Origin of the sequence: Marinobacter sediminicola (genome assembly GCF_031157525.1) — a bacterium.
Classification (GTDB): Bacteria; Pseudomonadota; Gammaproteobacteria; order Pseudomonadales; family Oleiphilaceae; genus Marinobacter; species Marinobacter sediminicola.
Genome location: NZ_JAVIXR010000003.1, coordinates 302,977 through 323,148 on the forward strand (window position 1 = coordinate 302,977; position 20,172 = coordinate 323,148).

General features: G+C 55.7%; 19 protein-coding genes and 1 tRNA gene. 10 read left to right on the forward strand and 10 right to left on the reverse strand.

Going from position 1 to position 20,172, the window contains the following annotated elements; genetic code table 11:
• Positions 1-57: 57 nt before the first annotated feature.
• Positions 58-1,380 (forward strand): Na+/H+ antiporter family protein, encoded by a 1,323-nt coding sequence (locus tag RG807_RS06320; protein ID WP_309044136.1) that lies wholly within the window; start codon positions 58-60, stop codon positions 1,378-1,380.
• Positions 1,381-1,857: 477 nt separating this feature from the next.
• Here RG807_RS06320 and RG807_RS06325 read toward each other — a convergent pair whose 3' ends face one another.
• Together RG807_RS06325 and prlC are read right to left on the reverse strand one after the other, a co-directional pair.
• Positions 1,858-2,109 (reverse strand): YheV family putative zinc ribbon protein, encoded by a 252-nt coding sequence (locus RG807_RS06325; protein ID WP_200370778.1) that lies wholly within the window; start codon positions 2,107-2,109, stop codon positions 1,858-1,860.
• 56 nt (positions 2,110-2,165) lie between these two features.
• The gene (gene prlC / locus RG807_RS06330) at positions 2,166-4,211 is read right to left on the reverse strand and encodes an oligopeptidase A (protein WP_309044137.1); all 2,046 of its coding nucleotides are present in this window, start codon (positions 4,209-4,211) and stop codon (positions 2,166-2,168) included.
• A 221-nt stretch (positions 4,212-4,432) separates the two neighbouring features.
• Here prlC and RG807_RS06335 point away from each other — a divergent pair, with 221 nt between their 5' ends.
• Positions 4,433-4,969: a gamma carbonic anhydrase family protein gene (locus RG807_RS06335; protein ID WP_200370780.1), complete on the forward strand. Its 537-nt coding sequence runs from the start codon at positions 4,433-4,435 to the stop codon at positions 4,967-4,969.
• Here the strand turns inward: RG807_RS06335 and RG807_RS06340 are convergent.
• The 8 genes from RG807_RS06340 to RG807_RS06375 form a co-directional block, all read right to left on the reverse strand.
• Positions 4,966-5,277 carry a PA4642 family protein gene (locus tag RG807_RS06340; RefSeq protein WP_309044138.1) on the reverse strand — a complete coding sequence of 104 codons (312 nt, stop codon included), beginning with the start codon at positions 5,275-5,277 and terminating at the stop codon, positions 4,966-4,968. The genes RG807_RS06335 and RG807_RS06340 overlap by 4 nt on opposite strands.
• 32 nt (positions 5,278-5,309) lie before the next feature.
• Positions 5,310-6,143, reverse strand: coding sequence for a flagellar motor protein MotB (locus tag RG807_RS06345; RefSeq protein WP_309044139.1), 834 nt, complete (start codon positions 6,141-6,143; stop codon positions 5,310-5,312).
• A gap of 4 nt (positions 6,144-6,147) precedes the next feature.
• Entirely contained in the window at positions 6,148-6,921 is a 774-nt protein-coding gene (locus tag RG807_RS06350) for a motility protein A (protein WP_309044140.1), read from the reverse strand.
• A 51-nt stretch (positions 6,922-6,972) separates the two neighbouring features.
• Positions 6,973-7,800 (reverse strand): shikimate dehydrogenase, encoded by an 828-nt coding sequence (gene aroE / locus RG807_RS06355; RefSeq protein ID WP_309044141.1) that lies wholly within the window; start codon positions 7,798-7,800, stop codon positions 6,973-6,975.
• A 12-nt stretch (positions 7,801-7,812) separates the two neighbouring features.
• Positions 7,813-8,739, reverse strand: coding sequence for an oxygen-dependent coproporphyrinogen oxidase (gene hemF / locus RG807_RS06360; RefSeq protein ID WP_309044142.1), 927 nt, complete (start codon positions 8,737-8,739; stop codon positions 7,813-7,815).
• Between the two features lie 8 nt (positions 8,740-8,747).
• Positions 8,748-9,320 (reverse strand): L-threonylcarbamoyladenylate synthase type 1 TsaC, encoded by a 573-nt coding sequence (gene tsaC, locus RG807_RS06365; protein WP_309044143.1) that lies wholly within the window; start codon positions 9,318-9,320, stop codon positions 8,748-8,750.
• A 44-nt stretch (positions 9,321-9,364) separates the two neighbouring features.
• Entirely contained in the window at positions 9,365-10,489 is a 1,125-nt protein-coding gene (gene dprA / locus RG807_RS06370; RefSeq protein WP_309044144.1) for a DNA-processing protein DprA, read from the reverse strand.
• A 67-nt stretch (positions 10,490-10,556) separates the two neighbouring features.
• Entirely contained in the window at positions 10,557-11,576 is a 1,020-nt protein-coding gene (locus RG807_RS06375) for a LysM peptidoglycan-binding domain-containing protein (protein WP_309044145.1), read from the reverse strand.
• Positions 11,577-11,988: 412 nt separating this feature from the next.
• On the opposite strand from RG807_RS06375, the gene def reads away from it, so the two are divergent.
• The 8 genes from def (at position 11,989) to RG807_RS06415 (ending at position 20,126) form a co-directional block, all read left to right on the forward strand.
• Positions 11,989-12,492 carry a peptide deformylase gene (def, locus tag RG807_RS06380; protein ID WP_309044146.1) on the forward strand — a complete coding sequence of 168 codons (504 nt, stop codon included), beginning with the start codon at positions 11,989-11,991 and terminating at the stop codon, positions 12,490-12,492.
• Positions 12,493-12,593: 101 nt separating this feature from the next.
• Positions 12,594-13,529 (forward strand): methionyl-tRNA formyltransferase, encoded by a 936-nt coding sequence (gene fmt / locus RG807_RS06385; protein ID WP_309044147.1) that lies wholly within the window; start codon positions 12,594-12,596, stop codon positions 13,527-13,529.
• Position 13,530: 1 nt separating this feature from the next.
• Positions 13,531-14,832, forward strand: coding sequence for a 16S rRNA (cytosine(967)-C(5))-methyltransferase RsmB (gene rsmB, locus RG807_RS06390; protein WP_309044148.1), 1,302 nt, complete (start codon positions 13,531-13,533; stop codon positions 14,830-14,832).
• Positions 14,829-16,205 (forward strand): Trk system potassium transporter TrkA, encoded by a 1,377-nt coding sequence (trkA, locus tag RG807_RS06395; RefSeq protein WP_309044149.1) that lies wholly within the window; start codon positions 14,829-14,831, stop codon positions 16,203-16,205. Before rsmB ends, trkA begins: the two co-directional genes overlap by 4 nt.
• A 153-nt stretch (positions 16,206-16,358) precedes the next feature.
• The gene (gene glyQ / locus RG807_RS06400; RefSeq protein WP_309044233.1) at positions 16,359-17,366 is read left to right on the forward strand and encodes a glycine--tRNA ligase subunit alpha; all 1,008 of its coding nucleotides are present in this window, start codon (positions 16,359-16,361) and stop codon (positions 17,364-17,366) included.
• A gap of 2 nt (positions 17,367-17,368) precedes the next feature.
• Positions 17,369-19,450 carry a glycine--tRNA ligase subunit beta gene (gene glyS / locus RG807_RS06405; protein ID WP_309044150.1) on the forward strand — a complete coding sequence of 694 codons (2,082 nt, stop codon included), beginning with the start codon at positions 17,369-17,371 and terminating at the stop codon, positions 19,448-19,450.
• Between the two features lie 5 nt (positions 19,451-19,455).
• Entirely contained in the window at positions 19,456-20,025 is a 570-nt protein-coding gene (gene gmhB / locus RG807_RS06410; RefSeq protein ID WP_309044151.1) for a D-glycero-beta-D-manno-heptose 1,7-bisphosphate 7-phosphatase, read from the forward strand.
• 24 nt (positions 20,026-20,049) lie between these two features.
• Positions 20,050-20,126: transfer RNA gene (locus RG807_RS06415), tRNA-Pro, on the forward strand.
• Positions 20,127-20,172 lie beyond the last annotated feature (46 nt).

A 20,172-nucleotide genomic window follows, 5' to 3' on the forward strand; every position in this document is an offset into this window, starting at 1 on the left:
AATGCCAGCCTTCGCGAGAAGGCCGTATAACCCACCACGCGTACTCGGAGTTTTCCCATGAATGCCGTCGTTGCCGCGGTGCTGATCATGCTCGTGCTGAGTTTGGCCCGCATCCACGTTGTTGTTGCCCTTATCGTAGGCGCCGTATCTGGCGGCCTGATTGCAGGACTGTCCCTTGAAGCTACCATTGCTGCCTTTAATAACGGCTTGGGCGGCGGCGCCACAGTTGCTCTTTCATACGCCACCCTCGGCGCCTTCGCCGTTGCCATAGGCAAATCCGGCCTGGCCCACGCGCTGGCAGACAAAACTCTGGCCATGGTCGGCCAACAGGAAAACAGCGCTGCGGCTAAAAGCGTGCGTTACATGATTATTGGCGTGCTGGTGCTGATTGCCCTGTCGTCACAAAACATCCTGCCGATCCACATCGCCTTCATTCCGCTGGTTGTTCCACCCATGCTGTACGTGATGGCCAAACTGAAAATGGACCGCCGGCTCGTGGCCTGTGCGCTCACCTTCGGTTTGATCACGCCTTACATGTTCCTGCCCATCGGCTTCGGCGGCATTTACCTGAACGACATTCTGATGGCCAAAATCAGCACCAACGGCGGTGAAACAGAAGGCCTGAGCGTAATGCACGCCATGGCTCTGCCTGCCTTGGGCATGCTCTGCGGCCTGCTGGTTGCGGTTTTCTTCACCTACCGCGGTGACCGTGAATACGATCTGGATGCTATCACTCGTACCGAACGCGTAAACGTAGCCTACAGCTCCGGCACATTGTTCATGGCCGTTGTCGCCATTGTGGCTGCCTTCGTGGTTCAGCTTTGGCTGGAATCCATGATCCTCGGTGCTCTGGCAGGCTTCCTGCTTTTCAACCTTTCTGGCGTGGTTAAGTGGAAAGAAGCTGACGACCTGTTTACTGAAGGCATGAAAATGCTCGCCATGATCGGCTTCATCATGATCGCTGCGTCTGGTTTTGCGGAAGTAATGCGGGAAACCGGCGAAATCGCCACACTGGTGCAAAGCTCTGTAGACGTAATCGGCAACAACAAGCCCATGGCTGCGCTGCTGATGCTATTGGTCGGCTTGATGATCACCATGGGCATTGGCTCATCCTTTTCCACCATCCCTATCATCGCGGCCCTCTACGTGCCTCTAGCGCTGGAAATGGGCTTTAGCTCTCTGGCTATCGTTGCTTTGGTCGGCACCGCTGGCGCTCTAGGTGATGCTGGCTCCCCAGCCTCCGACTCCACCCTCGGCCCCACCGCTGGCCTGAACGTAGACGGTCAGCACAACCATATCTGGGATTCTGTAGTACCTACGTTCCTGCACTACAACCTGCCGTTGCTCGGTTTTGGGTGGTTGGCGGCTATGGTTCTCTGACTTCTGGAACCTTGGAGGTGGCCCTTACTCGTAGCCTGCTGGTTTTGGGGGCTACGAGGTCACGGTGGGTCTTTTCTTCTGGAAAAAAGGAACTCGCTTCGCTTAGACATCTTTTTTCCGCCAGAAAAGACCCACCGCACCCTCTAGGCACACAGGACAGATATCGCTAGGGAAAAATGGAAAGAGGGGAAGCATTCCTGTCAGTATTTCTAGTGTTGCCAGCTCCGAATATGAGAAACCATAGTCTGGAATTTGAAATCTAGAATCTGAAATCCAAACCGTACCGAACGATTTGAACGTCTTTAGTTTTTAACCCGAGTTGCCCTCGCAGTATAAACAAGAGGCCGTGGGGAGATGTTTTTCTGCCGGGAAAAAAATGTCTGAGCGCAGCGAGTTCTTTTTTCCCAGAAGAAAAATATATCGCCGCGGCCTCGATCCCCGCTAAGCCAGCAGGCTACAAGTCTTAATCTTTAATCCCTAGTCCTCAGACCCAGCCTTAAAGAAAACAACCTGCTTAACCGTATGATCATCAGTGTTATCACGCTGATTAACCCGAGTTTCCAGTTCAGCATTCTCAGGCACCTCAACATCCGAGATGGCATCGGTAAAACCACAAGCCACACACTCACGAATCTGCTCACCGGCATCGTCGGTAAACATCTTGATCTTGTCCATCTCCGCGCAGCGGGGACACACTGCACCGGCTATAAAACGTTTTGGGGTCGCCATAACGTAACTCCAGAATAGGTCTCCGGTGGCTATAACAACCACCGGAGAGGATTAGGTCAGGCCGCTTCGTCTGTGATGCCGGTCTGCTTCAACAAGGCATCCACCTGCGGCTCACGGCCACGGAAGGCTTTGAACAGCTCCATTGGTTCCTGAGACCCACCTTTTTCCAGAATGTTCTGCAAGAACGCCCGGCCGGTTTCCGGATCAAAGATGCCGTTCTCCTCAAACAGCGAGAAGGCATCCGCAGCCAGCACTTCTGCCCACTTGTAGCTGTAATAACCCGCTGCGTAACCGCCAGCGAAGATGTGGGAGAAGGCGTTGGGGAAACGGTTGAACTCCGGCCCTTCCACTACCGCTATCTCCTCACGCACTTTGCGGTGCATGTGCAGCGGATTGGTAGGAGCCTCTTCCGTGAATTCCGCGTGCAGGCGGAAGTCGAACAGGGAGAACTCCAACTGCCGCACCATGGCCATGCCAGACTGGAAGTTCTTGGCCGCCAGCAGCTTCTGCAGCAGGTCTTCCGGTAAGGGCTCGCCGGTTTCGTGATGGCTGGCGATCAAGGCCAGAGACTCCGGGTTCCAGCACCAGTTTTCCAGGAACTGGCTGGGAAGCTCTACCGCATCCCAGGCCACGCCGTTGATGCCAGACACATCCATGACTTCCACCTGCGTGAGCATGTGGTGCAGACCATGGCCGAATTCGTGAAACAGGGTGGTTACTTCGTCGTGGGTAAGCAACGACGGTTTGCCGTTCACCGGTGGCGTAAAGTTGCAGGTGAGGAACGCCACCGGCAATTGCAGCGCGCCGCGCTGATCGCGCCAGCGTACCCGGCAATCGGCCATCCAGGCGCCACCGCGCTTACCCTGGCGTGCGAACAGGTCAAAGTAGAACCAGGCGATAGGCTCGCCGTTGCGGCTGATGCAGTAGGCGGTGGCATCTTCGTGCCAGGTTTCTACGTCTGGTTTGGCTTCAATCTGTATATCAAACAGCTTCTCTGCAACCCGGAACAAGCCAGGTACCACTTTATCTACAGGAAACCAGGGGCGAAGTGTTTCGGGGGAGATGTCGTAACGCTGCTGGCGAAGCTTTTCGCTGTAGTAGCCAACATCCCAAGCTTTCAGCTCATCCAGGCCGTGCTCATCTTTGGCGAAGGCTTTCAGCTCGGCATAGTCTTTCTCTGCAACCGGCTTGGATTTGGCTGCCAGCTCAGTGAGAAAGCCCAGAACTTCGTCGGTATCACGGGCCATTTTCTTGGCCAGTGAACGCTCGGCGTAGTTGTTGAAGCCCAGGAGTTTGGCCAGTGCGTGGCGGCGCTTGAGGATTTCGGCCATTACCTGGGTGTTGTCCCAGGTTCCAGCATCTGGCCCTACGTCTGAGGCGCGGGTAACAAAGGCTTCGTAGACTTCGTGGCGCAGTTCGCGGTTGTCACAGTAGGTCATCACCGGGAAGAAGCTGGGGAAATCCAGGGTGATCACATAGCCATCCAGTTCTTTCTGGCTGGCGGCCTGTTTCGCGCCTTCAAGGGCCGATTCCGGAATGCCGGCCAGTTCTTCAACATCTGTAATATGCTTGAACCAGTTTTGGGTGGCGTCCAGCACGTTGTCGCTGAAGCGGTTAGTCAGCTCCGACAGCTCGCGGGAGAGTTCCGCATACTGCTTTTTCTGTTCATCGGGCAGGTCGACGCCGCCAAGGTGGAAGTCACGCAGCGTGTTATCCACGGCTTTACGCTGGGCTTCGCTCAGTTCGCTGAAGTCATCCCGGGCGGCGAGTTTTTTGTAGGCTTCGCACAGAGCAGAGTTCTGGCTGACTTCGGTGCTGTACTCTGTGAGCTTTTCCAGGCAGTTTTTATAAACTTTGCGCAGGTCGTCGTTGTTCATCACGCTGTTGAGGTGCGAGATAACAGACCAGGCGTTGCTCAGCTTGTTTTCCAGTGACTGCATGGGCTGAACCAGAGTATCCCAGGTGGGGTCTTCATTCTGGGACAGGCTGGCGATTTTCACGCGGTTTTCGCTGAGTATCTGGTCAATGGCCGTTTCCATGTGCTCGGTGCGCACATGGTCAAACCTCGGCAGCAAATCATCAGTCAGTAACGGATTGTTCATGGATCCCCTTCTCAGCAATGAGTTGGTAAAGTAGCGTGATAGAGGCAACGCTAGACTGTTGGTCCCGGGAGTGGAGTCCGGAGGAAGGGCCTTTCCAAAACCGTGCGGAGCCATGGATGGCGGAGCCGAGCCTACATGGATGTATTTACGGCGTGTTTTGGAAAGGCCCTTCCTCCGGGCGACCCAGACTCGGGGAATAATCTCATCTAAGAGTATATGTAATGACGAATATACGTTCTCACAAGGGTATCACGCCAGATTTAGGAGAGCGCACTCTGGTGGACCCCAGTGCGGTAGTAATCGGTGATGTTAAAACCGGCAAGGATTGCTCCATCTGGCCGATGACCGTGGTGCGGGGTGATATGCACAGGATCCGCATCGGCGACCGTTGCAGTATTCAGGACGGCTCGGTGCTGCACATCACTCACGCCAGCGATTTCAACCCGGGTGGTCATCCGCTTACCTTGGGCGACGATGTCACCGTCGGGCACAAGGCTTTGTTGCATGGCTGCACCATTGGTAGCCGTGTGCTGGTGGGCATGGGCTGTATCATTATGGATGGTGCGGTGGTGGAGGATGAGGTGATTGTCGCAGCGGGCTGTTTGGTTCCGCCAGGTAAGACACTGGAGTCCGGGCATCTGTATGTTGGCTCGCCGTGCAAGAAGGCACGTGCTTTGTCCGATAAGGAACGCACGTTTTTTGCGTACACGGCGGCCAACTATGTGAAGCTCAAAGATGAGTATCTGGCCGAGGCTTAGTGCTCGGTTGCTGCGCTCCTTTTCGCGCCAGCCTGTTCCAGCGCCCGGGCGTAGTCTGCGCCTTTGTGGTGCTGGGATACGTGGTCCAGAAAAGTTTCACCCGCCTCGTTGGTGGCATTCAGATCACCGCCAGCTTCCACAAAGAAACCTACGAAGCGTCCAAAATCCTCTGCTCTCATGGCTCGGTAGGCTTTCAATAGAGCCGTGTACTCAGATCCTTCTTCTTTTTGCTCGCGTGGCAGATGGCTTTTTACGCGCTCATCGCTCCACTCTTCATCTAAAACCTTGGGTTTATCAGGGCCGCTCATAGTCACTCTCTCCTTTCTGGATCAGTTTATGCTCAGGGCAGGATTTCCACCGGTAAGTCGCCGGTTGAGATAGATTCGTCACATTCAGGATCACGAATAGCAATTTCCACGCGGCGGTTCAGTGCACGGTTTTCCGCCGTATCGTTCGGGGCCAAGGGGTTGGTTTCCGCTCGCCCAGCTGCAACAACGCGTTCCGCAGGCACCTGCTTGCTCATCACCAGTTCGTGCACCACGGACACCGCACGGGCAGCAGAAAGATCCCAATTGGATCGATAACGGCTGCTGGAGATGGGCCTGTCGTCGGTGTAACCGGAAACCAGAACGTCGCCGGTACAACCCGCCAATACGTCCACCACCCGTTCGATAATGGGGATCATCTCCGGTTTGATAGCTGCTTGGCCGGAGCGGAATGTGGCTTCTTCCGAGAACCGGATAACAACTTTGTTCTGGTCGTAATTGACAACCAAAGCCTCAGAAGCAACTTCGTTTTCAAGCTCGCTTATCATGCGGCTGGCCAGATCCAGCACGCCGCCGGAAATAACGGTGTCTGCCGTTTCTGGCGCTCGCTCATCAATGAATTCAGGTTCCCGGGTCTGGGACTCCGTGGGTTCGGGCAGGGAGACAGTATCAGACTCTACGAGGGTGATCGGCGAGCCGCCTATGCCGTCGCCCAGTACGTTCGCAGATCCAAAAGCCACGGACATGGAGTTGGCCATGGCTTTGTATTTTTCGATATCCATTTCCGCAAAAGACAGCAGCAGAATAAAAAACGTCAGCAACAGCGTGGCAAGATCGGCAAAGGTAACGATCCACGCAGGTGTTTGATTGGTCTGCTTGGGCTTTCTGCCATTCCGGATAGATTGCAAAACCTCAGGCCTCCCGCTCCGGCACCAGCCCTTTGCGGTGTTCCGGCGTTACAAACGAGGAGAGTAACTCGGTCATCACTCTGGGGTTTTCTCCACGCATAATATTGCGTATGGAGGTGATGATCAGGATCTGGTTACGGCTTTCGTCTTCCGCTTTCAGTTGAAGCTTGTCCGCCAGCGGCAGGGCAATCAACTGAGCAATAAAGGCACCATAAAGCGTTGTCAGCAAGGCAATGGCCATTGCCGGGCCAATGGAAGACGGATCATCCAACGAGTTAAGCATCTGCACCAACCCTACCAGAGTGCCCAGCATTCCAATGGCTGGTGCCGATTCGCCAATGCCCCGGAATACTCGTTCTGCCACCTCATAACGTTCCGCCATCTGCTGGGATTCCTGTGCCAGCGCCTCTTCAACCATCTCAGGGGGATGGCCGTCTACACACAGGTAAATGGCTTTTTGCAGAAATTCATTGGCGGTACGATGGTTTTCCAGGCCCAGAATGCCTTCTTTACGCACAACCATGGCCAGCTCACCAGACTCGCGAATCAAGTCGGTAGGGCGCTCAACCTTGTCGGTGAAGGCGACGCTCATGGCCAGGCGGAAAGCACTCATCACCGAAGACATGCGGAATTTTACGAGTGTGACCGCAAAGGTACCGCCAATAACAATGGCCAGCCCCGGCAGATTAAGAAAGGTAAGAAGCGAGGCATTGGCCAGCATTGCCAGAATCACGATCAGAATGCCGGCGACAAGCCCTACGAGGGTAAGAATGTCCATGCATAGCCCTTCATGGATAGCATTTGTAGATAGCCCTTACGGGATATTGTCTTAGTCGTTTCGCAATACATCGATAATCGGCGCTGTGTCTGGCTGCACTCCACGCCACACGCGGAAGGATTCAGCAGCCTGCTCAATCAGCATGCCCAACCCATCAAACACGCGAACAGCTCCGTTATCCAGAGCCCACAGGTTAAACGTGGTTGTCTGCAGAGAATACATCATGTCGTAAACAACAGTATCCGCCGCAATCACATTTGAGCTAAGAGGTGGCAGGTCCCCCTGCAAACTGGCGCTAGTACCATTGATAATCACATCAAACGATTGATCTGGCTCATTAAATCCACAAGCGCTTAGCTTGGTAACATTAGCCTCATCTGCAAACAGTGTAGCCAGTGCTTCAGCTTTAGCCACTGTGCGGTTTGCGATCGTCAGGCTGGCGGGCTGCTGTGCCAGCAAAGGCCCAAGTACACCACGTACGGCACCGCCTGCACCCAATATCAGTATGTTTGCGTTTTTAAGCTGAACACCATGATTGACGGTAAGATCCTGCACCAAGCCCTGACCATCGGTATTGTCGGCCACCAGCTGACCCTCGCTGTTCTGATAGAGCGTATTGGCAGCACCGGCTTTCTCCGCCCGTGCCGCGCGCTGATCTGCCAGTTCCCAGGCTTGCTCCTTGAAGGGGACTGTTACGTTCAAGCCCATGCCGCCACCCTCAAAGAACTGGCGTACGGTATCTGCAAAGCCATCGAGGGGCGCCTGAATCGCGGTGTATTCCACAGGTTCGCTCGTCTGCTTTGCAAATAAACTGTGGATCCTTGGCGACTTGCTGTGATTTATCGGGTGGCCGACCACCGCGTATTGCTTGTTGCTCATTTCTAACCCCGTTTACGTCGCGTTACCGGCAAGCCAGTCGCGCCCGGTCAGAAAATGCTCGGTCAAGCGCGCTTCTTCGCTGCCCGCTTCTGGTACCCGGCTGTAATCCCAGCGCACCAGTGGTGGCAACGACATCAGAATGGATTCTGTGCGCCCGCCAGATTGCAGGCCAAACAAGGTGCCACGGTCGTACACCAGGTTGAACTCCACATAGCGCCCGCGCCGGTAGAGCTGGAAATCCCGCTCGCGCTCACCGTACGCCTGATCCATGCGGCGCCGAACAATGGGCTCATAAGCTTCAATATAGCTGTCGCCCACGGATTTCATCAGGCCGAAATCCTGCTCAAAATCCCCGGTGTTGTGGTCGTCGAAAAACAGGCCGCCTACACCGCGAGGCTCGTCCCGGTGCTTCAGGTAAAAATAGTCATCACACCAGTCTTTGTAGCGCTGATAACTATCGTCTCCAAAGGGCGCGCAGGCGTTTTGGGCGGTTTTGTGCCAGTGCACGCAGTCCTCATCAAAGCCGTAGTAGGGCGTCAGGTCGTATCCACCACCAAACCAGTAAACCGGTTCGCCAGTTTCCGGCGTGGCGATAAAGAACCTTACGTTGGCGTGTGAGGTGGGCACATACGGATTGTTCGGATGAATCACCAGGGAGACCCCCATAGCCTCCCATGGGGCACCGGCCAGGTGAGGGCGATGGGCTGTGGCCGACGGTGGCATGGTTTCGCCCATTACATGGGAAAAGTTAACCCCGCCTTTTTCGAAAATACGACCATCGCTGATGACCCGGCTCACACCGCCGCCGCCCTCCGGTCGATCCCACGCATCACGTACAAATTCAGCACCGCCTTCCAGTGCTTCCAGACGCTGGCAAATGGCATCCTGCAAACCAAGCAGATACTGCTTAACCGCGTTGCTATCGGGTTGCTGTGGCATGAATTCTCCTAACGAAGCTGTTTACCGCTAACGATATCAATAATTCGGCTGGGTTTCCGGTTACCGCCAAGGGCTCCCGACACAATGTGATCAAGCTGATCCTTGAAGTAGTGGCTTACCTGCTCCGCATCTCGGGCCGGCTCTTCCCCGGCGGGATTGCAGGAGGTGGAAACCAGAGGCATGCCCGCAGCTTCACACAAGGCTTTAACCACCGGGTGCTCGCTGACTCTGACCGCAATGGAACTGTGACTGCCACGCACCCACTCTGGAATCTGCTGGTTCACATCCGGTAGTAAACAAGTCACCGGGCCAGGCCAGTGGCTCAGAGCCGCCAATTGCAGTTTCTCGGGCAGAGGATCCAGCAGGAACCGGATCTGCTCTACAGACGCCGCCACCAGAATCAAACCCTTTTCAACCGGTCGGTTCTTGAGTTCAAGAATGCGGGTGACCGCCTGCAGGTTCCAGGGATCGCACCCCAGGCCCCAGACAGCCTCGGTAGGGTAGGCGATAACGCCACCTTGCAGGATTGCGCTGCAAGCAAGCTGAATCTGCTGATCGTTTAGTGGGTAGGGCGCAGCCATGCTGATGTTGTCAAACCAATATGCGATGAATCATCACACTGGGCTCAGGCGATTTTCTGGAAACCTCCGGGGGCAGAACTCACCAACCCTTCAAGCTCTAGAAGCAGAAGAGACTGGACAAGCTGGTCGGCCGGAAGACCGGTTGCCAAGCACAGTGCATCAGTAGATTGTGGATCATACCCTAATGCCTCAAACACCGCGATTTCCCTGCTGTCCAGAGTTGCAACCGGGTTGGCAGCTGGCGCTTGCGAAGGCTGCACGGGTAGTTGCGTCCACGAGGCACCCAGCTCTTCCAGAATATCGTCTACTTGATCTACCAGCCGTGCGCCCTGCTTGATCAGATAATGGCAACCTCGCGCGACCGGGCTGTGGATTGAACCCGGAATTGCAAACACTTCACGCCCCTGCTCCAACGCCAGGCGGGCGGTAATCAGGGAGCCGCTTTTCAGCCCCGCCTCCACCACCAGAATACCGCGACTGAGGCCACTGATAATACGATTGCGCTGGGGGAAATGCGCAGCTCTTGCCGGAGTACCTGGCGGGTATTCAGAAACCAGAAGGCCGTTCGCAATAACCCGCTCCCCAAGTCGGCGATGCTGGTTAGGGTATATGCGGTCAAGGCCACAGCCGATGACAGCAATAGTTGCGTGCCCGGCATCCAATGCCCCTGCATGGGCGGCGCCATCCACTCCCAGCGCCAAGCCGCTGGTTACCAGTAAACCCCGTTCGCTCAGCTCTGCGGCAAAACGACGTGCGTGATCCAACCCTGCTGGCGTGGCGTTACGGCTGCCAATAATGCCGATCTGTTCGCGGATCAGCAGGCTGGCATCGCCTCGAGTGTATAGCACCAGAGGTGCATCGTGGATGTGCCGAAGGGCTTCCGGATAATCCGGGCTCTGCCAGCACAAAATACCGATGGCGTGTCGCTCACAAGCCCGCAAAATTTGCTGGACGGAGCTTACACTGGCGTCGGTCACATCATGTTGTTGCCATGCCAGAATTGCCGTGACAGTTTCAACATGCAGCCCAAGTGCCCGGAGGGTTGCCGCGTTTTTAGTGAGCAGTTCAGTAAGGTTGGGAATGGTTGCGAGCATGGCTCGCCGGCGGGTGCGCCCGAACTTGGGTAAGCAAGTCAGAAACAGCCATTGCGCAGAGGGTGAGGAAAACACAGCATCGTCCTTGAAAACAACAAAGCCGGGCCATCCTGGCCCGGCTTGTGATTAACCGATCATCGAATCAGGGGTTGGTAACCTTGTCGCCCACTGACAGTGGACGGGTCGCCTGCAAAATTAACCCGTAACTCATTTTTTCATACACCTGGAATACCATCAGAAGACCAGCGCGCTCTGAAGGCAGCTCAATGGTCTCGTTGGTAACCGGGTCGCGGGCCAGATTGCCAGTCTTTAGAACAGCCATCACATTGCCCGCTTCCAGTCCTTCGCGAGCACCGCGGTTAATAGTAACCACGTTGTACTGGCCAATCTGGGTAACGCCGCCGTCCACTGACATCATTTTGCCTTCAATCTCCTGAGCTGGAGAGCTGGGCACAAAGCTGGTGGTCAGGCGACGGTCCTCATTAACCAGTAAGCGGTCGCCGATGCGCACTTCTTCGCTGGAGCGGGTTAGATCCAGCGTCAGAACTTCGCCATCTTCCGCCGCGATAGTACCACGGGCAATACTGCGCGCTTCCAGCCCAAGGAACTCGCCGGTATCCGGATCAACAAATTCCTGGCTACGACGGAACACGCCAACTTTATCGGCTGGCTTCTTGCCCCGGGCATAAACCCGGTCACCAGCGCCGAGCACGATGCGGGCGTCTTTGCCTTCGAGGATGTACGGTGCCGCATTGATCTGCTCAGGAGTGACAACCCGAGTATCCGTCAGGAAGCTGCTGATGGCATCCAGAGGAATAGCCGGGATTGGTGTATCAATCCGCTCAGAGCGCACCTGTGGTGACAGCTTCACAACGCCGTTGTTGGACGTTACCTTCGTGACGCGGGGTTTGCCGTCGATATAAACCAGGGCAAGCCGATCGCCCGGGTAAATCAGGTGTGGGTTGGCAACCTGTGGGTTAACGTGCCAAATTTCCGGCCAGTACCACGGGTTGCTCAGAAAACGCCCTGATATATCCCAGAGAGTGTCACCCTTCACAACAGTGTAACGCTCAGGATGATCAGACCGCAGTTCTGGTGCGGCGTGAGCCCAGGAGGTTAATAGCAGCGTAGTGGCTGCCAGAGCGTACAGCAGTTTCCTCATTGTCTAAGTCCTTGATCGCGTGCCTTGATTCTATGCATTCTGGTAAGGATGCAGCCAGTTTTCTGCAGCTTATTACGTTGTTATGCAACTTACTATAGAAGAAGTCTCGCAAATTGTGATGTTATGTTTTATTCCTCCAGTAAATTCTATGTCATTTACGGAAGATTTCAGCGATTGTCTGGTCAGTTTGTACTCAATCGACAATATGGGGGATAATGAACCCATCACAGGCAACGCGCTGCACATCTTATAGTGTGAAGGGAACAATTTGCGCTCTACGCTGTCGCAATTCAGAGATCGCTTTCACACAGTTACAAAAGACAACGTTAAAAAGTCAGCCAAAGCCGTAAGTCATTCGTAATGTCAGTTGTAATTACTGACATTCGTCATACAGGCCAAAAGTACGAGCACTATGATACTAGATATTCTTGAATACCCCGATCCCCGACTGCGCACTATTGCCAAGCCGGTTGATGAACTGACAGACGCCGACCGCACGCTGATCGACGACATGTTCGAGACCATGTACGATGCGCCCGGCATTGGGTTGGCAGCCACACAGGTCAATGTGCACAAGCAGATCATTGTGATGGATCTGTCTGAGGACAAAAGCGAACCGATGGTGTTTATCAACCCCCAGGTTGAAGTACTGGACGGCGAACTCGAAGCCATGCAGGAAGGCTGCTTATCGGTGCCCGGCTTCTACGAAGACGTAGACCGCATAGAGCATTGCATTATTCGTGCGCTGGATCGTGACGGAAAGCCATTTGAAATCGAAGCTCGAGGCCTGCTGGCCGTTTGCATTCAGCATGAGATGGACCACCTCAACGGCAAGCTGTTCGTCGATTATCTGAGCAACCTCAAGCGCAACCGCATTCGCAAGAAGCTGGAAAAGCTTCAAAAGCAAAGTGCGTAAAACCTGCCTGATGGCTGCGTGAGAACCGTGTGAAAGCTTAGAAAGTATCGGACCGGGCCCTGCCCGGTCTTTTCGTATTCAACGAAACAGAGACCCAAACAGTGCGACTCGTTTTTGCTGGCACCCCAGATTTTGCAGCTTCCGCTTTGAAGGCACTGCTGAGCACTCACCACACCCTCGTGGGCGTTTATTCCCAGCCCGATCGCCCAGCCGGCCGCGGCCGCAAGCTGCAGCCCAGCCCGGTCAAACAGGTTGCTCTGGATAATGGCATTCCCGTGTTTCAGCCAGAAAGCCTTAAAACCCCGGAAGCACAACAAGAGCTGGCGAACCTCAAGCCTGATGTGATGATTGTTGCAGCCTATGGTCTGATTCTGCCCCAGGCCGTGCTGGATATTCCAGCACATGGCTGCCTCAACATCCACGCCTCTCTCTTGCCCCGCTGGCGTGGTGCGGCGCCGATACAGCGTGCCATTGCCGCAGGCGATGCAGAAACCGGCATTACCATCATGCAGATGGACAAAGGCCTGGATACCGGCGACATGCTGCTCAAATCCGCAACGTCTATTGGGAAAGAGGACACTGGCGGCAGCCTTCACGACCGCCTTGCCGAGATGGGTGGCCAAGCGATTATCGAGGCTTTGGATTTACTGGAAAAGGGCAGCCTCCAAGGCGAGACACAGGATAACGAACTGGCCTGTTACGCCCACAAGCTGTCCAAGGAAGAAGGCCATATCGACTGGTCGCTGAGTGCTCTGGCGATTGAACGCCTGATTCGCGCCTTCAACCCCTGGCCGGGCACCTATACGGATTTTGAAGAACAACGGCTGCGAATACACGAAGCTACTGCCATTGAAGAGCAAAGCGCCAAACCGGCCGGCACAGTGATAAGCCGCGAGCGAGAGGGCATTGATATTGCCTGTGGCACCGGCACCTTGCGCGTGACCCGCCTGCAGCTGCCAGGATCTCGCGCCCAGAGTGTGAATGACCTGATAAACGGGGGCAAACAACTGCTTTTGCCCGGACAGGAGCTGCGCTGACATGGGCGATTACGACCAACCTCTGCGCGCCGTTGCAGCGGACGTTCTTCTGGCGGTGGAATGCGGTGAATCTTTGTCCCAGTGCCTGCCACCGGCACTGCAGCGCGTTGCTCTCAACGAACGCCCTGCGCTTCAAGCCCTGTGCTACGGCACCTGCCGCTGGTTTCACCGCCTCGACAGCGAGTTGAATAGCCGGCTTAAAAAGCCCATTAAAAGCCAAGACCGTATTGTTCATCACCTGATGCTGGTCGCTCTTTTTCAGCTCCGCTTCAGCCAGCAAGCTTCCTATGCGGTTCTGAACGAATCAGTGGAAGCTTGCCGTGCCCTCGACAAGCCCCACCTTACGGGTCTGGTGAACGGTATTTTGCGAGCCGCCGAACGCGAAGGGGCCCCGGAGGCACAAGATGACGCCAGCCGTTTCAGTCATCCCGTGTGGATGGTCGAAAAGCTGCGCCATAACTGGCCCGATAACTGGCAGGCCATCCTTGAAGCCAATAACGCCCAGGCGCCTATGACCCTCAGGGTGAACGCCCTGCGATTCAGCCGGGATGAGTACCTGGCTCTGCTGAACGAAGCGGGCATTGAAGCCAACGCCACTCGCTTTGCACCTCACGGCATCCAGCTTGGCCGGCCGGTGCAGGTGGATCAACTCCCCTGGTTTGCCGATGGCGCCGTTAGTGTTCAGGACGAAGCCGCACAGTTGTGCACAACACTTCTGGATCTTGCACCGGGGCAAAGGGTTCTCGATGCCTGTGCGGCTCCCGGCGGGAAAACCTGCGCAATTCTCGAAAGCCAGGCGGAACTTGCCGAAGTGGTCGCTATTGATGAATCCGCAGCGCGGTTGCCCAGGGTTCAGGAAAATCTGGACCGGCTGGATCTGTACGCCAGTCTGATAGAAGCTGATGCCGCAGATATTGAGCAGTGGTGGGATGGCCAAGCTTTTGACCGCATTCTGCTCGACGTACCCTGCAGTGCCAGCGGTGTTATCCGCCGCCATCCGGACATCAAGCTGCTGCGCCGTGAAACCGATATTGTGCCCCTGGCGGGCATTCAGCTAGGGATTCTGGAAGCCATGTGGACGATACTGAAACCAGGGGGGAGATTGGTCTATGCCACCTGTTCTGTGTTCCCCCAGGAAAATCACCGTATAATCCAGAGGTTTATTAAACAGCAGAGCAGTGCCGTTCTTATTGAGCCAGAGGTTCAGTGGGGGTCCGATATGGGCGCAGGGCGACAGCTTCTCCCCGATCCAATCAGCCATGACGGCTTCTTCTATGCCGTGCTGGAGAAACCTGAATCATGAAGATCCTGATCCTCGGTGCCGGGCAAGTAGGCGGTACGCTGGCAGAGAACCTGGCCAGCGAAGCCAACGATATAACCGTGATCGACACAGACGCTGTACGGCTTCGAGAGCTGCAGGATCGCCTTGATATTCGTACCGTACAGGGCATGGCGTCTTACCCCTCGGTTCTGAGCCAGGCCAACGCGGAAGATGCCGACATGCTGATTGCTGTGACCAACAGCGACGAGACCAACATGGTCGCCTGTCAGATAGCCTCCATCCTGTACAGCACACCCAAACTGATCAGCCGGGTAAGAGCCAGCGCATACCTTTCAAACAAAAAACTGTTCGGAAGAGAAACCGGGTTCCCAATCGACGTAATGATCAGCCCGGAGCATCTTGTTACCCGGCACATTACTCGCTTGGTTGAGTACCCCGGCGCCCTGCAGGTACTGGAATTCTCCAAAGGGCTGGTTCGACTGGTCGCCATCCGCGCCACCGAAGGCGGGCCGTTAGTGGGCCGGGAACTGTCTTACCTGCGCACCCACATGCCGAAAATCGAGACCCGGGTTGCCGCCATTTTCCGCAAGGACCGGGCGATTATGCCCAAGGGCGACACCGTGCTTGAAGATGGCGATGAGGTGTTTTTTATCGCCGGCGCCGATCACATTCGTTCGGTGATGAGCGAGCTGCAACCGCTGGTAAAGACCTATAAACGGATTTTTATTTGCGGCGGTGGCAACATCGGCCAGCGCCTGGCCTATACCCTGGAAGATCGCTATCAGGTAAAGCTGCTTGAGCGAGATCATGATCGCTGCGTGCTGCTTTCCGAAGGCTTGCGCAAAACGGTGGTTCTCGAGGGTAACGCGGCAGACAAAGACATTCTGTTGGAAGAGAACATCGAAAACACCGATGTGTTCATCGCAGTCACCAACGACGATGAAGCCAATATCATGGCCTCTTTGCTGGCCAAGCGCCTGGGCGCCCGCAAAGTATTCACCCTGATCAACAATCCCGACTATGTGGATCTGATCCAGGGGGGCGAGATTGATGTGGCGATCTCCCCCCAACAGACCACCATCGGCAGCTTGCTTACCCATGTACGCCGTGGCGATGTTGTAAACGTTCACTCGCTGCGCAGAGGCGCTGCCGAGGCGATCGAAGCCATTGCCCACGGAGATCACAGATCCTCCAAAGTGGTTGGCAAGCGTCTGGATGAAATTGATTTGCCCAAGGGTGCGACCATTGGGGCAATTGTGCGGCACAACGAAGTGCTGATCGCCCACGACCATCTACGAGTGCAACCGGATGATCACGTAATACTGTTCCTGGTGGATAAATCCCGGGTAAGGGAAGTTGAGAAGCTCTTTGCCGTAGGGCTGACCTTCTTCTAGTTCAAAATCAACAGCATGAAGACAACTTAGAAATACCGCTTTGGCGCGCGTATAATGCGCCTTTTTCCGAATGGCCCTGTTTGTGAGCGGGCCACACACAGACCGAATCAGCAGGCAAACGTTGTGACAGAGCAGGCGAAAAACGAAGCAGCGATCAGCACCACTCCAGACATCAAGACGTTTCAGGGCTTGATTTTGGCACTGCAGAACTTCTGGGCGCAGCACGGCTGCGTGGTACTTCAGCCCCTGGATATGGAAGTCGGCGCAGGTACCTTTCACCCGGCTACCTTCTTGCGGGCCATAGGGCCGGAAACCTGGAATGCGGCGTATGTGCAGCCAAGCCGACGCCCCACAGACGGCCGTTACGGTGAGAACCCCAACCGTCTGCAGCATTATTACCAGTTTCAGGTGGTGCTCAAGCCTTCTCCAGACAACATTCAGGAACTCTACCTGGATTCCATGAAAGCCCTTGGGCTTGACCCGCTGGTGCATGATATCCGCTTTGTGGAAGACAACTGGGAATCGCCAACCTTGGGCGCCTGGGGCCTGGGCTGGGAAATCTGGTTGAACGGTATGGAAGTCACCCAGTTTACTTACTTCCAGCAGGTGGGCGGCATTGAATGCTACCCGGTTACCGGCGAGCTCACTTACGGTCTTGAGCGCATCGCTATGTACCTGCAGGGCGTAGACAGTGTTTACGACCTGGTGTGGACAGAAGGCCCGGATGGTGTGGTCACCTACGGCGACGTGTTCCATCAACAGGAAGTGGAAATGTCCACTTACAACTTTGAACACGCAGACGTTGAGTTCCTGTTCCAGAGCTTTGATGTACACGAGCGCGAAAGTGCACGGCTGATTGAAGCCGGCCTCGCGCTGCCTGCATACGAGCAGGTTTTGAAGGCCTCTCATACATTCAACCTGCTGGATGCCCGCCACGCTATCTCGGTCACCGAGCGTCAGCGCTTCATCCTGCGTGTGCGCACTCTGGCCCGCGCTGTGGCCCAGGCGTACTTCGACAGCCGTCGCAAGCTCGGCTTCCCGCTGGCGCCGGAAGCTTTGCGCCAGGAAGTTCTGGCCATCGCCGAGGCCGCCGACAACAAGGCCAACGGCAAGAAAGGTAAAAAAGCGAAGCAGGCACAACAGGCAGAGGGAAAGGCATAATCATGGCAAAGCAGGATTTTCTGGTAGAACTGGGCGTTGAAGAACTGCCCTCAAAATCGCTCAAGCCACTGTCTGATGCATTCACTCAGGGTATCACCCAGGGCCTGGAAGCTGCTGGCATCGAATTCGGCAAAGTAGAAGCCTTTGCGACACCGCGCCGGATGGCTGTACGCATTCGCGATTTGGCCGATGCCCAGCCAGACAAGCCCGTTGAAAAGCGCGGCCCGGCAGTTAAAGCTGCCTTCGATGATTCCGGTAACCCGACGCGCGCACTCACCGGTTTCGCAACCTCTTTGGGTGTGACTCCTGACCAGCTGGATACTCTGGAGACCGACAAGGGTGCCTGGCTGGTTTATCGCACAGTAGAGAAGGGCAAACCCACTGTAGATTTGATGTCCGGGCTGGTTGAACAGTCGCTGTCATCCCTGCCAATTCCCAAGCGTATGCGCTGGGGCGCTCACCGCACCGAATTTGTGCGGCCGGTTCATTGGCTGGTTATGCTGTACGGCAACAAGATTATTGATACACCCATCATGGAACTGACGCCCGGCAACAAAACTCTGGGCCACCGCTTCCACTGCCCGAAAACGATCATCATTCCAACACCCGCAGATTACGAAGTCGTCCTTGAGCAGGAAGGCTATGTGATTGCTGATTTCACCAAGCGCCGTGAAATGATCCGTGCTGGCGTCAGCGCCCTTGCCGAAGCCGAGGCGGGTGGCAAAGTAGTGATCAATGAAGACCTGCTGGATGAAGTCACCGGCTTGAACGAATGGCCAGTGCCACTCATGGGCCGATTCGACAAGCGCTTCCTGGAAGTGCCGGCGGAAGCCCTGATTTCATCCATGGAAGAGCACCAGAAATACTTCCATGTTGTCGACGCCAACGGCGACATGCTGCCCCTGTTTATTACCGTAGCCAACATTGAGAGCAAAGACCCCTCGCAAGTTGTCTCAGGTAATGAAAAGGTGATTCGTCCGCGCCTCGCCGATGCCGCTTTCTTCTACGAAAACGACCGGAAGATCCGCCTGGAAGACCGAGTGGAACGGCTCAAACCAATCGTGTTCCAGGAAAAGCTTGGCAGCATCTACGACAAGTCCGTTCGGGTAGCGGCACTGGCAAGTAAAATCGCTGCAGCGATTGGCAGTGACCCAGCCTTGGTTGAGCGCGCCGCCATGCTCGCGAAGACTGATCTGGTGACCGAGATGGTACTGGAGTTCAGCGATCTGCAGGGCATCATGGGCCAGTACTACGCAGCTGACGACGGCGAGCCGGCCGATGTGGCAAAAGCGATGAACGAGCAGTACATGCCACGCTTCGCCAAGGATAGCCTGCCCACCACGCTTACCAGTTGCGCACTTGCGATTGCTGATCGCCTGGATTCATTGGTTGGGCTGTTCGGTATTGGCCAACCACCTTCCGGTACCCGCGACCCATTCGCTCTGCGCCGCGCCTCTTTGGGGGTGCTGCGCATCATCATTGAACGGGAACTGCCCCTGGATCTGCAGACTTGCTGTGAATGGGCAGAAGAGAACTTCACCGGGTTGACCGAAGAAAACACCGCCGCCAGCGTTGTTGATTACATGCTGGACCGGTTCCGCGCCTACTACGAAGAGCGTGGCATTAGCGCCGAAGTATTCCTCGCCGTTCATGCTCGCCGCCCGACTCGCCCGCTGGACTTCGACCGTCGGGTAAAGGCCGTGGAAGCTTTCCGCCAGTTGCCGGAAGCCCAGGCACTTGCCGGTGCCAACAAGCGGGTTTCCAACATTCTGTCAAAACAGGGTGGCGAATGCGTTGGTGAAACCGTCAACGACAGTCTGCTGCAAGATGCCGCCGAGAAAACCTTGGCAGAGCAGTTAAACCAGCAGGCCGAGAAGGTACTGCCACTGTTTGAGCAGGGCGACTACGCCAGTGCGCTGCAATCACTGGCAAGCTTGCATGATCCGGTGGACGATTTCTTCAGTGAAGTGATGGTAATGGCAGACGACGAAGCTGTACGGGACAACCGCCTGGCGCTGCTGAACCGCCTGCACAACCTGTTTTTACGGGTTGCCGATATCTCACTGCTCCCAGCTGCTGGCTGACCCCCATGCTAGTCATACTCGACCGGGATGGGGTCATCAACGAATACGATGGCAGCTACATTTGCACAGTAGAAGACTGGCACCCGATTCCCGGCAGTATTGAGGCGATGGCACGGCTATACAAAGCCGGCCATCGCATCGCCATAGCCACCAACCAATCGGGCATAGCCCGGGGCTTCTACGGCACCGATATTCTGGATGGCATGCACGAAAAGATGACGCGGTTACTGGCAGCCGAGGGCGGCCAAGTCGAGTTCATCGCCTACTGCCCGCACCATCCTGATGATGATTGCACTTGCCGCAAGCCACTCACCGGCTTACTGGAACAGATCCGTGATCACCTGCAGTTGGACACCCTGGAGGGCGCCATTATGGTAGGGGACAGCCGCAAGGATCTGGAAGCGGGCGTCGCCGAAAACTGCCAGCCTGTGCTGGTGCGAACCGGCAATGGAAAAGACACAAAACGCAGCCTGAAAGCCCACGCAATTCCCGGGGCAAGCGTTGCGATATACGACGATCTCAGTGCATTTGCGGATGCCTTGTTATCGGGCTCGGGGCTAGAATTAGCCAATTGAATCCGTATAATACCGGCGGTTAATCGGCGTGTGGCGCAGCTTGGTAGCGCACTTCGTTCGGGACGAAGGGGTCGCAGGTTCGAATCCTGCCACGCCGACCATTTTCTCCGTTTTAGTAAGTCTTTTTCTTCCTTGTTAGGCATAACT